Below are 15,635 nucleotides of genomic sequence, written 5' to 3' on the forward strand. Positions count from 1 at the left end.
TCTATCCATTACCATGGCAAGACAAAGAGAAAAATACACTGTAAAAAAATTCAATAAAATTACCATTGGTCTGGCTTCCCCGGAAACCATCCTTGAGAAATCAAAAGGAGAGGTTTTGAAACCTGAGACCATTAATTATCGTACGCACAAACCAGAAAGAGACGGATTGTTTTGTGAGAGGATCTTTGGACCTATCAAAGATTATGAATGTGCCTGCGGGAAATATAAAAGAATTCGATATAAAGGGATCATTTGTGATCGATGTGGTGTTGAAGTAACTGAAAAGAAAGTTCGTAGGGACCGTGTTGGACATATTAATCTTGTTGTTCCGGTAGCACATATCTGGTACTTTAGATCATTGCCTAATAAAATGGGATACCTGTTGGGTCTTCCATCGAAAAAGCTTGACATGATCATCTACTATGAGCGTTACGTAGTGATCCAGCCGGGTATTGCCAAGAATGAAGAGGGAGAGCCATTGCAGAAAATGGATTTCCTTACGGAGGAAGAATATTTGAATATTCTTGAAACATTGCCTCAGGAAAATCAATACCTTGATGACAACGATCCTGATAAATTCATCGCCAAAATGGGTGCTGAGTGTTTGATCGAACTTCTTGCAAGAATTGACCTTGACAGTTTATCATACGAATTGAGACATAAGGCAAACACTGAAACTTCAAAGCAACGTAAAATGGAAGCTTTGAAAAGATTGAATGTTGTTGAGGCTTTTAGAGATGCAAATTCAAGAAAAGAGAATAAGCCCGAATGGATGATCATGAAGGTTGTTCCCGTTATCCCACCAGAATTGAGGCCTTTGGTTCCTTTGGATGGAGGGCGTTTTGCAACTTCTGATTTGAATGATCTGTACAGAAGGGTAATCATTCGTAACAATCGATTGAAACGATTGATGGAGATCAAGGCACCAGAGGTGATCTTGAGAAATGAGAAGCGTATGTTGCAGGAATCTGTGGATTCATTATTCGATAACACCAGAAAATCTTCTGCTGTTAAAACAGAATCAAACAGACCTTTGAAGTCTCTTTCAGATTCGCTTAAAGGGAAGCAAGGTCGATTCAGACAAAACCTGTTAGGTAAACGTGTTGACTATTCTGCACGTTCTGTAATTGTCGTTGGACCGGAATTGAGATTATATGAATGTGGATTGCCGAAAGATATGGCTGCGGAATTGTACAAGCCTTTTGTCATCAGAAAACTGATCGAAAGAGGTATTGTCAAGACCGTAAAATCTGCCAAGAAAATCATAGATAAAAGAGAACCAGTGGTTTGGGACATCCTGGAAAATGTATTGAAAGGACATCCCGTTTTATTGAACAGGGCCCCTACTTTGCACAGACTGGGTATTCAGGCCTTCCAGCCAAAACTGATCGAAGGTAAGGCAATTCAGTTACACCCGTTGGTATGTACGGCATTTAACGCGGATTTTGATGGTGACCAGATGGCGGTGCACCTTCCGCTGGGACAGGAAGCAATCTTAGAAGCTCAGTTGTTAATGCTGGCTTCTCACAATATTTTGAACCCTGCGAATGGTTCCCCGATTACGGTACCTTCTCAGGATATGGTATTGGGTCTTTACTATATGACCAAAGAAAGATTATCTACACCTGACCATAAAGTAAAAGGTGAAGGAACTACATTTTATTCTTTAGAGGAAGTTAAAATTGCTTTCAACGAGAAAAAAGTAGATCTTAATGCCAGTATCAAGGTTAGAGAAAAGGATTTTGATGAGCATGGTGAATTGGTAAACAAGATTATCAAAACTACAGTGGGTAGGGTCTTGTTTAATGAAGTAGTACCTGAAGAGGCCGGGTTTATCAATGAGGTACTGACCAAAAGGTCTTTAAGAGATATTATTGGTGACATACTGAAAGTAACTGATGTTCCTACAACGGGTAAATTCCTTGATAATATCAAGAACATGGGATACAAATTTGCCTTCCAGGGAGGATTGTCTTTCAGTTTAGGGGATATTATTATTCCGGAAGAGAAACACACGATGATCAACGATGCAAACAAGCAGGTTGATTCTATCATGGCCAGTTATAATATGGGTATGTTGACCAACAAGGAAAGATACAACCAGGTAATTGATATCTGGGGTTCTACCAACAACAGGTTGACAGAGCTTTCAATGAAAAGGTTAAGGGAAGACCAGCAAGGATTTAACTCGGTATATATGATGCTTGACTCCGGAGCAAGGGGATCCAAAGAGCAGATCAGACAGTTGACCGGTATGCGTGGATTGATGGCTAAGCCGAAAAAATCTACTGCAGGTGGTGGAGAAATTATTGAAAACCCGATTCTTTCGAACTTTAAAGAAGGTCTTTCGATTCTTGAATACTTTATCTCAACACACGGTGCGAGAAAGGGACTTGCGGATACGGCTTTAAAAACTGCTGATGCGGGTTACTTGACCAGAAGACTTGTGGATGTTGCTCAGGATGTGATTATCAATGAGGAAGATTGTGGCACCTTAAGAGGATTGGAAGTAAAACCGCTTAAGAACAATGATGAAATTGTTGAAACACTTTCTGAACGCATCTTTGGTAGGGTTTCCTTGCATGATGTATACGATCCAAGAACGGACGAATTGATCATTGAGGCAGGTGGACTATTTGATGAAGAATCTGTGAAAAAGGTTGAAGATGCCGAATTGGATTCAATTGAGGTTCGTTCTGCACTAACCTGTGAGGCGAAAAAAGGAATTTGTACCAAGTGTTACGGAGTGAGTCTTTCAAGTAATAAAATGGTTCAAAGAGGTGAAGCCGTTGGTGTTGTTGCAGCACAGTCGATTGGTGAACCGGGTACTCAGTTAACGTTGAGAACCTTCCACGTGGGTGGTATTGCCGGAAACATTTCTGAAGATAGCCGTTTGGTAGCGAATCACACCGGAGAATTGGTGATTGATGATCTGAAGACTGTAGATGGTGTGGACAGTGAAGGAAATGCTGTTAAAATTGTTATTTCAAGAACTTCTGAATTCAAAATTTTAGATAAGAACTCAGGAATTGTATTGAGTACAAATAATATTCCTTACGGTTCTCATATTTTTGTGAGCGGTAAGAAACAAGTGAAAAAAGGTGATGTAATTTGCCAGTGGGATCCATATAATGGTGTAATTGTTTCTGAATTTGGTGGTAAAGCTGTATTTGAAGATCTGATCGAAGGAGTTACCTACCAGGTTGAAATGGATGAACAGACTGGATTTAAGGAAAAAGTAATTTCAGATTCCAAGAAGAAAAGAGTTATTCCAACCTTACACGTTCAGACCACGAAAGGAGAGACTTTAAGGTCTTATTCACTACCTGTCGGGGCACATTTATTGATCGAAGAAGGTCAAAAAATAGAGCCGGGGCAAATTTTGGTCAAAATACCTCGTAAGTCAGGAAAGGCCGGGGATATCACAGGAGGTCTTCCTCGAGTTACGGAATTGTTCGAGGCGAGGAATCCATCTAACCCTGCAGTTGTTTCAGAGATTGACGGGGTGATCTCATTTGGAAAAATCAAGAGAGGTAACAGAGAGATTATCGTTGAATCCAAATTGGGAGATATTAAGAAATACCTGGTGAAATTGTCAAATCAGATCCTGGTTCAGGAAAATGATTTTGTTAAGGCGGGTATGCCTTTATCTGACGGTGCTACAACTCCAACAGACATTTTAAATATTATGGGGCCGGCCAAGGTTCAGGAGTATTTGGTGAATGAAATTCAGGAAGTGTACCGACTTCAGGGAGTAAAGATCAATGACAAGCATTTTGAAGTTGTTGTAAGACAGATGATGCGTAAAGTAAAAGTGATTGATTCTGGTGATACCATATTCCTTGAAAATCAATTGGTGCACAAAAATGATTTTATGGAAGTGAATGATAATATTTACGGACTTAAGGTCATTGAAGATGCAGGAGACTCAACCAATATGAAAGCAGGCCAGATTGTATCTGCCAGAGCTTTAAGGGATGAGAATTCTATATTGAGAAGAAATGACAAGAACTTGCTGATTGCTCGTGATGCAGTTCCTGCTACGGCGGAACCAATTCTTCAGGGAATCACAAGAGCGTCACTTCAAACCAAATCATTTATTTCAGCCGCATCTTTCCAGGAAACGACGAAAGTATTGAATGAAGCTGCTGTTAGTGGTAAGGAAGATTACCTTGAAGGATTAAAAGAAAATGTGATTGTCGGAAAGCGAATTCCTGCTGGAACAGGAATGAGAGAATACGATCATATTATCGTTGGTGCCAAAGAGGAAATAGAAGAAAATTAATAGTAAAAGGCACGAAGTTTCGTGCCTTTTTTTTTAAATAGTGCATTATGTCACAGGAAGCGAAACAGAATCAGAATCAGCTCAATATTGAAATTGATGAAAAGACGGCTGATGGAACTTATGCAAATCTTGCTATAATAAACCATTCCATCTCCGAGTTTGTCATTGACTTTATTAACGTGATGCCTGGCTCTCCCAAATCCAAAGTGAAGTCCAGGATCATTCTTACGCCTCAGCATGCCAAAAGACTTGCCAAAGCGCTTGCCGATAATGTCAAGCGGTTTGAGTCAAAGAATGGAGAGATCAAAGATTACGAGCAGCCACCTATTCCAATGAATTTTGGTCCAACAGGACAGGCTTAAAAATTGAATTAAAAACGGAGTTATCTCCGTTTTTTTTATTTTAGCGCTATGAATTTTCCCTCAAAGCTTAAAAGTAAATTAAAGGATCGAGAACTTGGAAATACGCTCAGGAAGTTAGGTGAACCGAAGGGGTTGATTGATTTTTCTTCAAATGATTATATCGGGTTTTCCATGGAGAAATCCATCGCTTTGAAGTCCGAAACAGATTTAAAACAGATTAAACATCTCAACGGAAGCACGGGGTCGCGATTATTGACCGGAAACTTCGAAATTCATACTTTACTTGAAAAGGATCTGGCATCCTTTTTTAAAGCCGAGTCCGTTTTGATTTTTAATTCGGGCTATGACGCCAATTTGGGATTGCTCTCTTCGGTACCACAGCGTGGGGATCGGATTTTTTATGATGAATATTCACATGCTTCTATTCGCGATGGCATTACCTTATCAAATGCAAAATCTTTCAGGTTTAAACATAATGATATTGAGGATTTAAGAAAAAAATTGAAAGCTACGCCAAGTGTGGGAGAAGATTATGTCATAGTAGAATCAGTTTATTCCATGGATGGTGATTTTGCCCCGATTGAAAAGCTGGTAGACCTCTCTGTTGAACTGAATTTTAAACTCGTTGTGGATGAAGCGCATTCTACAGGAGTTTTTGGCCCAAATGGCGAAGGTATCGTAGTTCAAAAACAGTTGGAATCCCTGGTTTTTGCCCGGATACACACCTTTGGAAAGGCTTTGGGCTGTCACGGTGCGATGATAGCAGGATCTTCTTTGCTTAAGGAATATCTTATAAATTTTTCACGTTCCTTCATTTATACCACTGCACCATCTCCACACACTGTCTTATCGGTGAAAAATGCGCTTTTATTTCTGCCCACAAGTAAAGCTCGATCAAAGCTTCATAAGAATATATCCTGTTTTAAAGAGAATATGATCCGTTTTAAACTTGAGGATTATTTTATAGAAAGTGAGGGCCCTATACAGAGTGCTGTATTCGGATCCCCCGAAAAAGTGAAGGAAATTTCTTCCAGATTAGCCAACAAGGGATATGATGCAAAACCCATATTATACCCTACAGTTCCTCTTGGAGAGGAACGCATAAGGTTCTGCATTCACAGCTACAATACTACCGATGAAATTCAGGAAGTTCTTTTTTTATTGAGTACTTTTGTGTAGAATTTTTGGAGTATCTCATGAATAAATACTTTATCACAGGAATTGGAACTGATGTAGGTAAAACAGTTGTATCTGCTGTTGTTACAGAGGCACTGGAGGCAGATTACTGGAAACCGGTTCAGGCCGGGGAACTGCAACATACCGACACGGACAGCGTAATGGATCTGATCTCAAATTCAAAATCCAAAGCCCATGATCATTCCTATGCCCTTAAAACTCCTATGAGCCCTCATGCCGCAGCCGAAATTGATCAGGTGGAGATCAAGGTTGATAAGATAGTAGAACCTAAAACAGCAAATCGCCTTGTTATCGAAGGAGCCGGAGGGCTGCTGGTACCATTGAACCATAAGGATACTATCATGGATCTGATCAAAAAAGAATATAAGATCATTCTTGTAAGCCGTCATTATTTGGGTAGTATAAATCACACATTACTGAGTATTAATGAATTAAGAAGAAGGGGGTTAACGATATCGGGAATTATTTTCAATGGGAATGAGCATCCAACTACGGAGGAAATTATCCGGGAAATTGGTAAAGTAGAAGTTATAGGCAGGATTAATGAGGAAAATGTCCTCAATAAAACTGTGATAAAGAGATATGCAAATTTGTTTAAGTCAAGACTTGAAACCATATAATGAATTTTAGACAGAGGGACAGGAAGCACCTTTGGCATCCTTTAACCCAACATAAGCTGCATCCGGACCACCTTCCTATCGTCAAGGCGAAAGGAGTTTGGCTATATGACGAAGAAGGAAATAAATATATAGATGGAATATCAAGCTGGTATACCTGTATGTACGGTCATAGTCATCCGGATATAATTTCCAGGGTTAAGGAGCAGCTAGATATCTTGGATCAGGTTGTGTTTAGTGGTTTTACACATCCGCCTGCCATAGCCTTATCGGAGAAACTAATGAATATTTTACCTTCAAAAATGTCAAAGGTCTTTTTTTCGGATAACGGTTCAACTTCTGTGGATGTGGCCATAAAAATGTCTTTACAATACCATTTTAACAAAGGCAGGAAAAAGCAACGAGTGGTTGCGCTTGATAATGCCTTTCACGGAGATACTTTTGGCGCCATGTCGGTTTCAGGGCTCTCTGTTTACAATGGCCCGTTCGAGGAATTTTTATTGAGTGTGGACAGAATTGCCGTACCGGATGCACATAACATCACAAGTGTTTTGCATGATTTTCAGGCTTTACTCGATACCGGAGAGGTAGCAGCATTTATTTATGAACCTCTTGTTCAGGGGGCGGCTTCCATGAACATGTATCATGAGGAGCACCTGGAGGCACTTCTGGATATGGCAGTAAAAGCTGATGTATTGATGATTGCTGATGAGGTTATGACTGGATTTGGTAAAACAGGACGAAATTTTGCTTCAGACTTTCTTGACATTCAACCGGATATTATGTGTCTTTCCAAATCGCTGACCGCGGGAGTGGCCCCCATGGCACTTACTGTCTGTTCGGAAAAGGTTTACAATGCCTTCTACGATGATAAGATCAGTAAAGGATTTTTTCACGGGCATACCTATTCTGCAAATCCACTTGCCTGTACAGCAGCCTTGGCAGGAATAGATCTTCTTGTCTCTGATCAAATACAGGAATCCATTCAGAGGATTAATGAACGTCATCTGGAGTTTGAAAGAAGGATTGACGGACATGAAAAGGTTTCCGCTACCAGGGTAACCGGGGTAATACTGGCAATGGATATCGATGTGAAAATGGATCGATACGGAGCTTTAAGAGATGAATTGTATAATTTTTTTATGGGAAATGGTGTTTTTCTAAGGCCTTTGGGAAATACTATTTATACCTTGCCTCCCTATGTTATTTCGGATCAGGAACTTGACAAAATATATGAGGTAATGGAAAAATGCCTGGAAATAGTCTGATATGAGAGAGAGGATATCTATTGTATCCATGGCCTCGATTTCGGCCCTGGGAAGAGATGAAGAACAAGTATGGCAACATTATAAAAAGGGTAATTCATTAATCCGAAATGTAAATTTTGAAAAGTTTTCTGCTCTGGTCAGCGGGATAAGAGAGGATCTGTGGGAAGAGATTCATGAATTAAAGAAAATAAAGAATTATAAAGATCTTGATGCTTCCGTACTTATGGCCATTTATTGCTCGAGAAGGGCTTATGAAAAGGTCAACTGGGGCCATAAAGAATTTGGAGTAAATATTGGTTCTTCAAGAGGTGCAACTGGTCTTTTTGAAAAGTATCATGAGGAATTTTTAAAAAGTGATAAAGGAAGGGTAAACACCTTAAGCTCACCAACCACAACCTTGGGAAATATTTCCTCATGGGTCGGGCACGACTTGCATAGCCAGGGGCCGGTCATCAGTCATTCGATAGCTTGTTCTACGGCCTTACACGGAGTTTTGAACGGGATCGCCTGGATCAACAGCGGTATGAGCGAGTTCTTTATAGCAGGAGGAAGTGAAGCCTCAAACACAGCTTTTACACTGGCTCAGATGAGGGCCCTTAAAATATATGCCAAAGCCTCGGAAGAATTTCCCTGCAGGAGCCTGGATATGGATAAGCAATCTAATACCATGGTCCTTGGTGAGGCAGCCGCGGTGTTTTGCCTGGAAAAAGGCGAAAACCCAAACAGGCTTGCCTATATTTCAGGAATTGGATATGCCACTGAACCTCTTAAACACAATATTTCCATTTCCACTGATGCTGACTGTTTCCAGCGTTCGATGAAAATGGCGCTAAAAGATAAGGACCTGTCCGAGGTGGATGTAATCGTTATGCATGCGCCCGGGACCATTAAGGGAGATAGTTCCGAGTATAATGCTATCGTCAAAGTCTTTGGTTCAGATCATCCTGCTCTGACTTCCAACAAATGGATAATTGGCCATTCCCTTGGAGCTTCTGGAGGTATGAGCCTTGAAATGGCCATACTTATGATGAAGAATCAGGATTTTGTTGGATTGCCTTTTGAGAGTTTTAAATCCAAGCCGAATCAGATCAGAAATGTATTGATAAATGCAGTGGGATTTGGGGGAAATGCGGTTAGTGTTTTACTTTCTTTAGATTAATACATCAGGTTTCCTTATTTTTGAGCTTTTAAAAATCTATCCATGAAGACATATTCCAAAGAAGAGATTATAGAAATATATAACAGGCCGCTTATGCAGCTGGTCTATGATGCCGCTACGGTGCATAGAGAGAATCATGATCCTTCCAAAATTCAGGTCAGCACGCTTATCTCAATTAAAACAGGTGGTTGTCCTGAGGATTGTGGATATTGCCCGCAGGCGGCTCGTTATCATACTCAGATTGAGAAAAACGATCTTCTCCCTTATGAAACTGTTATAAATCTGGCAAAAAGGGCCAAGGACAGTGGATCTTCAAGAGTTTGTATGGGGGCAGCCTGGCGAAATGTCAAAGAAGGAGAAGATTTTGAAAGTGTTCTGAAAATGGTAAGAGGAATCAGTGACCTGAATATGGAGGTTTGCTGTACTCTGGGTATGGTTACAGAAAGTCAGGCAACGCGTTTGGCTGAGGCCGGATTACATTATTATAATCATAATCTGGATACCTCAGAAGAATATTACAAGGAAGTAATCTCAACGAGGGGCTATGAAGATCGTTTACAAACCCTTGACAATGTCAGAAAAAGTGCTTTAAAGGTTTGTTCCGGGGGAATTATTGGTATGGGTGAAAGTGTGGAGGACCGTGCCGGAATGTTGTTAAGCCTTTCAAAACTCGATCCGCAGCCCGAATCAGTTCCGATCAATGCTTTGGTAGCAGTAGAAGGGACTCCTTTAGAGGAACAAAAGGTTGTACCCGTTTATGATGTGGTGCGAATGATAGCAACTACCCGAATTGTAATGCCAAAGACGACGGTGAGATTGTCGGCTGGTAGAACTGAAATGAGTTCAGAAGGCCAGGCACTGTGTTTTATGGCAGGAGCCTCATCAATTTTTGCCGGTGAAAAGCTACTGACAACTCCAAATCCCGGGGAAGACAAGGATGCTCAAATGTTCGAAACACTTGGTTTAACACCAACAGAGAAGAAAAAAGATAATACGGGTAAATTTAAGATCAGAAAATCATTGGTGGAGGCAGAAGAACATAAATGGAGCAGGCCGGGACATGTTATAGAAAGAAACGTGAAAGCCACTGAAAAAGCGAAGGAAATTCGCAAAGCCATCAGAGAGCAATAAAGGGTTAATCTGAAGATACCCTTATAAAACCTCTGTATGTACCGAGGTAAAAACTATTTTGAGGGCCAAAAGTAAATGTACCCCAAATATTATTGAAGACCTTTCGATCATAATGTTTGTTTCCCAATGACCCCGCTTTCATAAACAAGTTGATATTGTCTTTAAAGGTTCCTTTCTCAAAATAAAGTTTTGATTTTAAGACACGCAACCCTGTTTTAAAGTCAATTCCGGTAACCTGCCAGTCACGATGTTCCTTTTTGTTTTTTTCATCTTCTCTGTTATAAACATAAAGCATCCCCGTTCTTGTTGAAAGTTTTGGAGTTGCGGTCTTACAGTCATAAACTCCACTTGCGGGCCAACCTTCAACTTGTTCAAACCTTCCGGTTTCCCTGTTCAGATCAAAACGCATGATTCCACCCGGTGTCGGATTGACTTTGAAAGGATCGGAATATCCATAAGTATTGGCAACGATATAGGTATCCTCATAGGCCACGGCAGAATTTTCAACGGCACTTCCATCATCACCGAAAAGAGGGAGTTTGCTCACTAGTTTACCGTTATCCTGGCGAAATATCAGTAAATTTATTTTTCCCTCCGCATTGTCACATATACCGACAAACCGATCATCCATAAGGGTAGGTGTTGTTCCGCTACCGGCATTGAGATGTCCTGGTCTTTTGATCATATCATTGTCATATACCAGATCTCCGTCTTTATAAGATTCAGCCCATTCCGGGTCCAGTTCAATTTCCTTCTTCTGGTCATTGAATCTTAATTTGTACAAGGCTATATTGGAAACGATATAAACGCCGTCTTTGCCTACCGAAAATGAATTTTGAATTTCTTCATGAGTGTCCTTGTCTATTTTCAAGGCTTTTCTTAATTTTCCTCTGGCCTCTGGACTAATGCTGTCTTTATGCATATAGGGCATCAATTTTTCTACCTCACTTAAAGATTCAGGATAGTGCTTTTTAATCTTTTCAGCCAGTTGATAGTAACCAATAAAGGTTGAATATACCTTAGGGCATCCGTCTTTTGTTTTATCATTTCTGTGAATCAGTCCCACGACCCCTTGCCTGGAGGTGAACCAAATGTTTCCATTCACATCAGGCATTAATGCAGTAAGCTGGTTTAATCTGTCTTTTTGAGACAAATGAGGCTCTACAAGGTTACCTGCCTCGATCTGAGGTTTTAAATTGATTGATTCTACTTCCTTGACTAGTCTGCGGTCTTTTACAGTAACCCTTAAAATATTGTTGTTGGCACCTGGAATATAAATCCTGTTCTTATTAGATATATAAGAATAGGCACCACCCGCGGTATTGCTAAAAATTTTCCCTCTGCCTTTTTTGCCAGCGAGTTCAAAAGCTGAGCTTCCTCGTCCCGGAACGGGTAAATAGTCAAGTACTTTAATGGTATCCTTGATATCCAATAGCAGCAAAGTCGTATTGGCTCTTCCAAATGAAAGCGTGGCCATAGTGCTATCATTAATAAAGGCAAATGTAGGGCACATTCCGGAAAAATCGCCACCTTTTTGTTTGACATGAAAATACTGGACTCTTGGGTTTGTTAGTGTTGGGCCAGGACGGTTTGATACATCAGAAGACCTGGGGCCTTCATGCATGGCTGCGGTATATCCTTTCTTCATATAAGGATGTTCCCATTTTGGTTGTAACTTCAAAGGGCCTGGTATAGTTTTCTTTCCATCGGTATGGTCCAGCCATTCAGGATACCATGAAACATCCAGTTTTCCATACTTTGCCTCGTAATTGAATTCCTTATCGGGACTCATATTTTTTACAGTGCATGCTTTTTGGCCATGAGTTATCGTAAAGGAAAACAGAACGAAAAATGTCATAAAAAATCTCATTGATATGCTGTATGGATTGGTTTTGAAAAAAATTATTGATTCGGGTATTCAATTTATAAAAAAAAATCATTTACATGACTTCGAAATCATTTTAAAGTTTAAGTCTTGTGGTTCAACGGAATTAAGTCCTCTTTTTTTTTGTATTTTAAAGGCGTCAAAATTTTTATTATGCCTTTTTTCACTTCGGATTATCTGGAATTCTTTAAAGAACTGGCAGCGAATAACCATAAAGATTGGTTCGACGCGAACCGCAAAAGATATGAAACTGTGGTCAGAGACCCATTTAAAGAATTCATAACGTTATTGATTGATGAACTGGCGAAAAGGGATTCGTCTATAGATATTTTGGCTAAGGATGCCATATTCAGAATTAATAGAGATATCCGGTTTTCTAAAGACAAAACCCCATATAAACTTCAAAATTCGGCAATCATTTCTAAGGAAGGTAGAAAGAACAAGAATTATCCCGGTATATATTTAGAACTCGGACCGGAAAGATTCGCTTTTTATGGAGGAATTTATATGCCGGACCCCAAACAGACCCTGAAGGTACGCTCCTTTTTTAAAGAACACTCCAGGGAACTTCAATCTCTTTTGTCGGAGCAAAACTTTAGGAATAATTTTGGGGAAATTCATGGAGAAAAAAGTAAGCGAATCCCAAAGGATCTTCAGGAAGCGGCAGATTCTCAGCCATTAATAATGAACAAGCAGTGGTATTACTATAAATATTTGCCTCCAGAAACCATTCTGAGTGAAGACCTACTTGAAACAATCCTGGATCTGGATGCTAAATCGGGTCCCGTTAAGGATTTTTTAATCAGAGCAATTTGTTAATTTATGGAAAGAATAAAAAGTTACAAGGAATTTTATAAATTTTATTTAAAAGAGCACAGCAATAAGACCTGTCGAACTTTGCATTTTATTGGAACATTTCTGGTTTTTGTTCTTGTGTTTTTGGCCCTTTTTTCCAACAGTCCAATGCTTTGGATTCTAGTTCCTGTTACGGGATACGGATTTGCGTGGGTAGGGCATTACTTTTTCGAGAGGAACAAACCGGCTACTTTTAAGTATCCGCTTTGGAGCCTCCGATCTGATTTTAAAATGTTTTTTGAGCTGCTGACGGGGCAACTTTCCTTTGACGGATCAAATGATTCACCAAACGAGAGGACCAAAGGTGTCAAAATTGACAAATAAATTTTTTAAAAAAAGAAATAACAGAAAATGAAAAAACACCTGGTCCGATAGGACCAGGTGTTTTTTACTTGTCAAAATTTGTAATCATTAAAAACTTTTCTAAAGTCTGTAGGAAAGTTTGTTTCAAATTACATCATGCCAGGCATTCCACCTCCCATTGGAGGCATTGCAGGAGCCGGAGCATCTTCTTTGATATCCACTAATGCACATTCCGTAGTCAGAATCATTCCGGCAACAGAAGCTGCATTTTCCAAGGCGATTCTTGTTACTTTAGTTGGATCAATGATTCCAGCTTTGTGCATATGGACAAATTCTTCAGTTTTGGCATTGAATCCGAAATCGTCTTTTCCTTCAAGAACTTTAGAAACAATTACAGAGCCTTCGTTTCCAGCATTTTCAGCAATCTGACGTAATGGTTCCTCAATAGCTCTTGCCACAATTTTAACACCTGTTTCCTCATCCTGATTTTCAGTATCAAGGCTTTCAAGAGTGCTTTTTGCTCTTACCAAAGCAACACCACCACCGGCAATGATTCCTTCTTCAACGGCTGCTCTTGTAGCATGAAGTGCATCATCAACGCGATCTTTCTTTTCTTTCATCTCAACTTCGCTCGCCGCACCCACATACAATACAGCAACTCCACCAGCTAACTTAGCAAGACGCTCCTGAAGTTTTTCCTTATCATAATCAGAGGTAGTTGTTTCAATCTGTGATTTGATCTGGCTTACTCGTCCTTTAATGGTTTCAGAGTCTCCTGCACCATTAACAACAGTAGTATTGTCTTTATCGATTGTTACTCTTTCTGCAGTTCCCAACATATCCATGGTTGCATTTTCCAAAGTAAATCCTCTTTCTTCCGCAACAACGGTACCTCCGGTAAGAATAGCGATATCCTCAAGCATTGCTTTTCTTCTGTCTCCAAAACCTGGAGCTTTTACCGCAGCAATTTTAAGAGATCCTCTTAACTTGTTCACCACTAAAGTTGCTAAAGCTTCCCCGTCGATATCTTCTGCGATGATCAACAATGGTTTCCCAGATTGAGCTACGGGTTCAAGAACCGGTAAAAGATCCTTCATTGTTGAGATTTTTTTATCGTATAAAAGTATGTACGGAGATTCAAGATCTGAGATCATTTTTTCAGAATCCGTAACAAAATAAGGAGATAAATATCCTCTGTCAAATTGCATACCTTCCACGATATCCACATGTGTTTCAGTTCCTTTTGCCTCTTCAACAGTGATCACACCTTCTTTTCCAACCTTGTTGAAGGCTTCAGAAATCAATTCTCCAACAGATTCATCGTTATTGGCAGAAATCGAAGCTACCTGTTTGATTTTATCAAGTTTGCTACCCACTAATTGTGACTGGTTGCGAAGTTCCTCGATGATGGTTTCTACTGCTTTATCAATACCGTGTTTTAAATCAAGAGGATTTGCACCGGCAGCAACATTTTTAAGACCTTCCTTAACAATGGCCTGTGCCAAAACAGTTGCGGTAGTTGTTCCATCACCTGCAAGATCGTTGGTTTTTGAAGCTACTTCTTTTACCATTTGAGCACCCATATTTTCCAGGGCATCTTCAAGTTCGATCTCCTTGGCTACGGTAACCCCGTCTTTCGTGATCTGAGGCCCTCCAAATGCTTTTCCAATTACAACGTTTCTTCCTTTTGGACCCAAAGTTACTTTCACCGCATTGGCCAATGCGTCAACCCCGCGCTTCAATCCATCGCGAGACTCAATATCAAAAATTATATCTTTTGCCATTTTTTATATGTTTAGTTATTGGTTTTTAATTAGGATTATAGAATAGCGAAAATGTCACTTTCTCTCATAATAAGATAATCGGTACCTTCTAATTTCAATTCCGTACCAGCGAATTTACCATACAAGACAGTGTCACCAATTTTAACCGTCAGCGGTTCATCTTTTGTTCCGTTACCAACTGCAACTACTTTTCCTTGCTGTGGTTTTTCCTTGGCTGAATCAGGAATATAAATACCTGAAGCTGTTTTGGTTTCTGCGGCCAATGGTTCAACGAGAACCCTATCTGCTAGAGGTTTAATTGTTAATTTACTCATTATATAAAAATTTAGGTTATTAATATTTTCCACAAGAGATACAAAAACATTGCCATTGTTGAAAAACTGACAAATAGGAAAAAAAAATGCCAACGTGTCATTACGCTGGCATTATTCATCTTTTTTTATTCGATTTTAGTTGCTGCTGTCAATTACTTTGTCAGTATCTAATGTCTCAGGAGCATCCAAAACCTCACGGTTGTTTATGATATCTTCAGTTTCAGATCTAAGGTCTACCTCACTGCGTGGAATGGCAAAATTTGATAAAAGAATAAGAACAAATAGTGCAATCGCTAAAGCCCAGGTGCTTTTATCTAAAAAATTCGTTGTATTCTGCACGCCTCCAAGGTTTTGAGTACCTCCTCCTCCAAACGATGAAGAAAGACCACCTCCTTTAGGGTTCTGTACCATGATCACCAGAATCAGCAACACGGAAACGATAATAATCAATATTAAAAATAAAAAGTACGACATA

The 15,635-nt window shown here is 39.8% G+C and carries 13 protein-coding genes; 9 read left to right on the forward strand and 4 right to left on the reverse strand.

The features are described from left to right. Positions 1-13 precede the first annotated feature (13 nt). The 7 genes from rpoC to bioB are packed head-to-tail and all read left to right on the forward strand — an operon-like array spanning position 14 to position 10,019. Complete coding sequence (rpoC, locus tag LCM02_RS14665; protein WP_224931646.1) at positions 14-4,285, forward strand: DNA-directed RNA polymerase subunit beta'; 4,272 nt, start codon at positions 14-16, stop codon at positions 4,283-4,285. A 47-nt stretch (positions 4,286-4,332) separates the two neighbouring features. Then, entirely contained in the window at positions 4,333-4,647 is a 315-nt protein-coding gene (locus LCM02_RS14670) for a DUF3467 domain-containing protein (RefSeq protein WP_224931648.1), read from the forward strand. A 48-nt stretch (positions 4,648-4,695) separates the two neighbouring features. Continuing rightward, complete coding sequence (locus LCM02_RS14675; RefSeq protein ID WP_224931651.1) at positions 4,696-5,826, forward strand: aminotransferase class I/II-fold pyridoxal phosphate-dependent enzyme; 1,131 nt, start codon at positions 4,696-4,698, stop codon at positions 5,824-5,826. A 17-nt stretch (positions 5,827-5,843) separates the two neighbouring features. Beyond that, entirely contained in the window at positions 5,844-6,464 is a 621-nt protein-coding gene (gene bioD, locus LCM02_RS14680; RefSeq protein ID WP_224931653.1) for a dethiobiotin synthase, read from the forward strand. Further along, positions 6,464-7,729 (forward strand): adenosylmethionine--8-amino-7-oxononanoate transaminase, encoded by a 1,266-nt coding sequence (bioA, locus tag LCM02_RS14685; RefSeq protein WP_224931655.1) that lies wholly within the window; start codon positions 6,464-6,466, stop codon positions 7,727-7,729. Before bioD ends, bioA begins: the two co-directional genes overlap by 1 nt. Position 7,730: 1 nt before the next feature. Next, on the forward strand, positions 7,731-8,888 hold the full coding sequence (locus LCM02_RS14690; RefSeq protein WP_224931657.1) for a beta-ketoacyl synthase N-terminal-like domain-containing protein: 1,158 nt from the start codon (positions 7,731-7,733) through the stop codon (positions 8,886-8,888). Between the two features lie 42 nt (positions 8,889-8,930). Further along, positions 8,931-10,019 (forward strand): biotin synthase BioB, encoded by a 1,089-nt coding sequence (bioB, locus tag LCM02_RS14695; RefSeq protein WP_224931659.1) that lies wholly within the window; start codon positions 8,931-8,933, stop codon positions 10,017-10,019. Between the two features lie 4 nt (positions 10,020-10,023). Here bioB and LCM02_RS14700 read toward each other — a convergent pair whose 3' ends face one another. After that, entirely contained in the window at positions 10,024-11,811 is a 1,788-nt protein-coding gene (locus LCM02_RS14700; RefSeq protein ID WP_224931661.1) for a hypothetical protein, read from the reverse strand. Positions 11,812-12,057: 246 nt separating this feature from the next. On the opposite strand from LCM02_RS14700, the gene LCM02_RS14705 reads away from it, so the two are divergent. Continuing rightward, the gene (locus tag LCM02_RS14705; RefSeq protein WP_224931664.1) at positions 12,058-12,723 is read left to right on the forward strand and encodes a DUF2461 domain-containing protein; all 666 of its coding nucleotides are present in this window, start codon (positions 12,058-12,060) and stop codon (positions 12,721-12,723) included. A gap of 3 nt (positions 12,724-12,726) precedes the next feature. Further along, positions 12,727-13,083 carry a DUF962 domain-containing protein gene (locus LCM02_RS14710; RefSeq protein WP_224931666.1) on the forward strand — a complete coding sequence of 119 codons (357 nt, stop codon included), beginning with the start codon at positions 12,727-12,729 and terminating at the stop codon, positions 13,081-13,083. A 128-nt stretch (positions 13,084-13,211) separates the two neighbouring features. Here LCM02_RS14710 and groL read toward each other — a convergent pair whose 3' ends face one another. The 3 genes from groL to secG all read right to left on the reverse strand — a co-directional run bounded on the left by groL (position 13,212) and on the right by secG (position 15,634). Further along, entirely contained in the window at positions 13,212-14,846 is a 1,635-nt protein-coding gene (gene groL, locus LCM02_RS14715; RefSeq protein WP_224931668.1) for a chaperonin GroEL, read from the reverse strand. A gap of 35 nt (positions 14,847-14,881) precedes the next feature. Then, positions 14,882-15,160, reverse strand: coding sequence for a co-chaperone GroES (locus LCM02_RS14720; protein WP_224931670.1), 279 nt, complete (start codon positions 15,158-15,160; stop codon positions 14,882-14,884). Between the two features lie 135 nt (positions 15,161-15,295). Beyond that, a complete protein-coding gene (secG, locus tag LCM02_RS14725) occupies positions 15,296-15,634 on the reverse strand; it encodes a preprotein translocase subunit SecG (protein ID WP_224931672.1) in 339 nt (112 codons plus the stop codon). Between the last annotated feature and the right edge of the window lies 1 nt (position 15,635).

Origin of the sequence: Lutimonas saemankumensis (assembly GCF_020171465.1) — a bacterium.
GTDB lineage: Bacteria > Bacteroidota > Bacteroidia > Flavobacteriales > Flavobacteriaceae > Lutimonas > Lutimonas saemankumensis.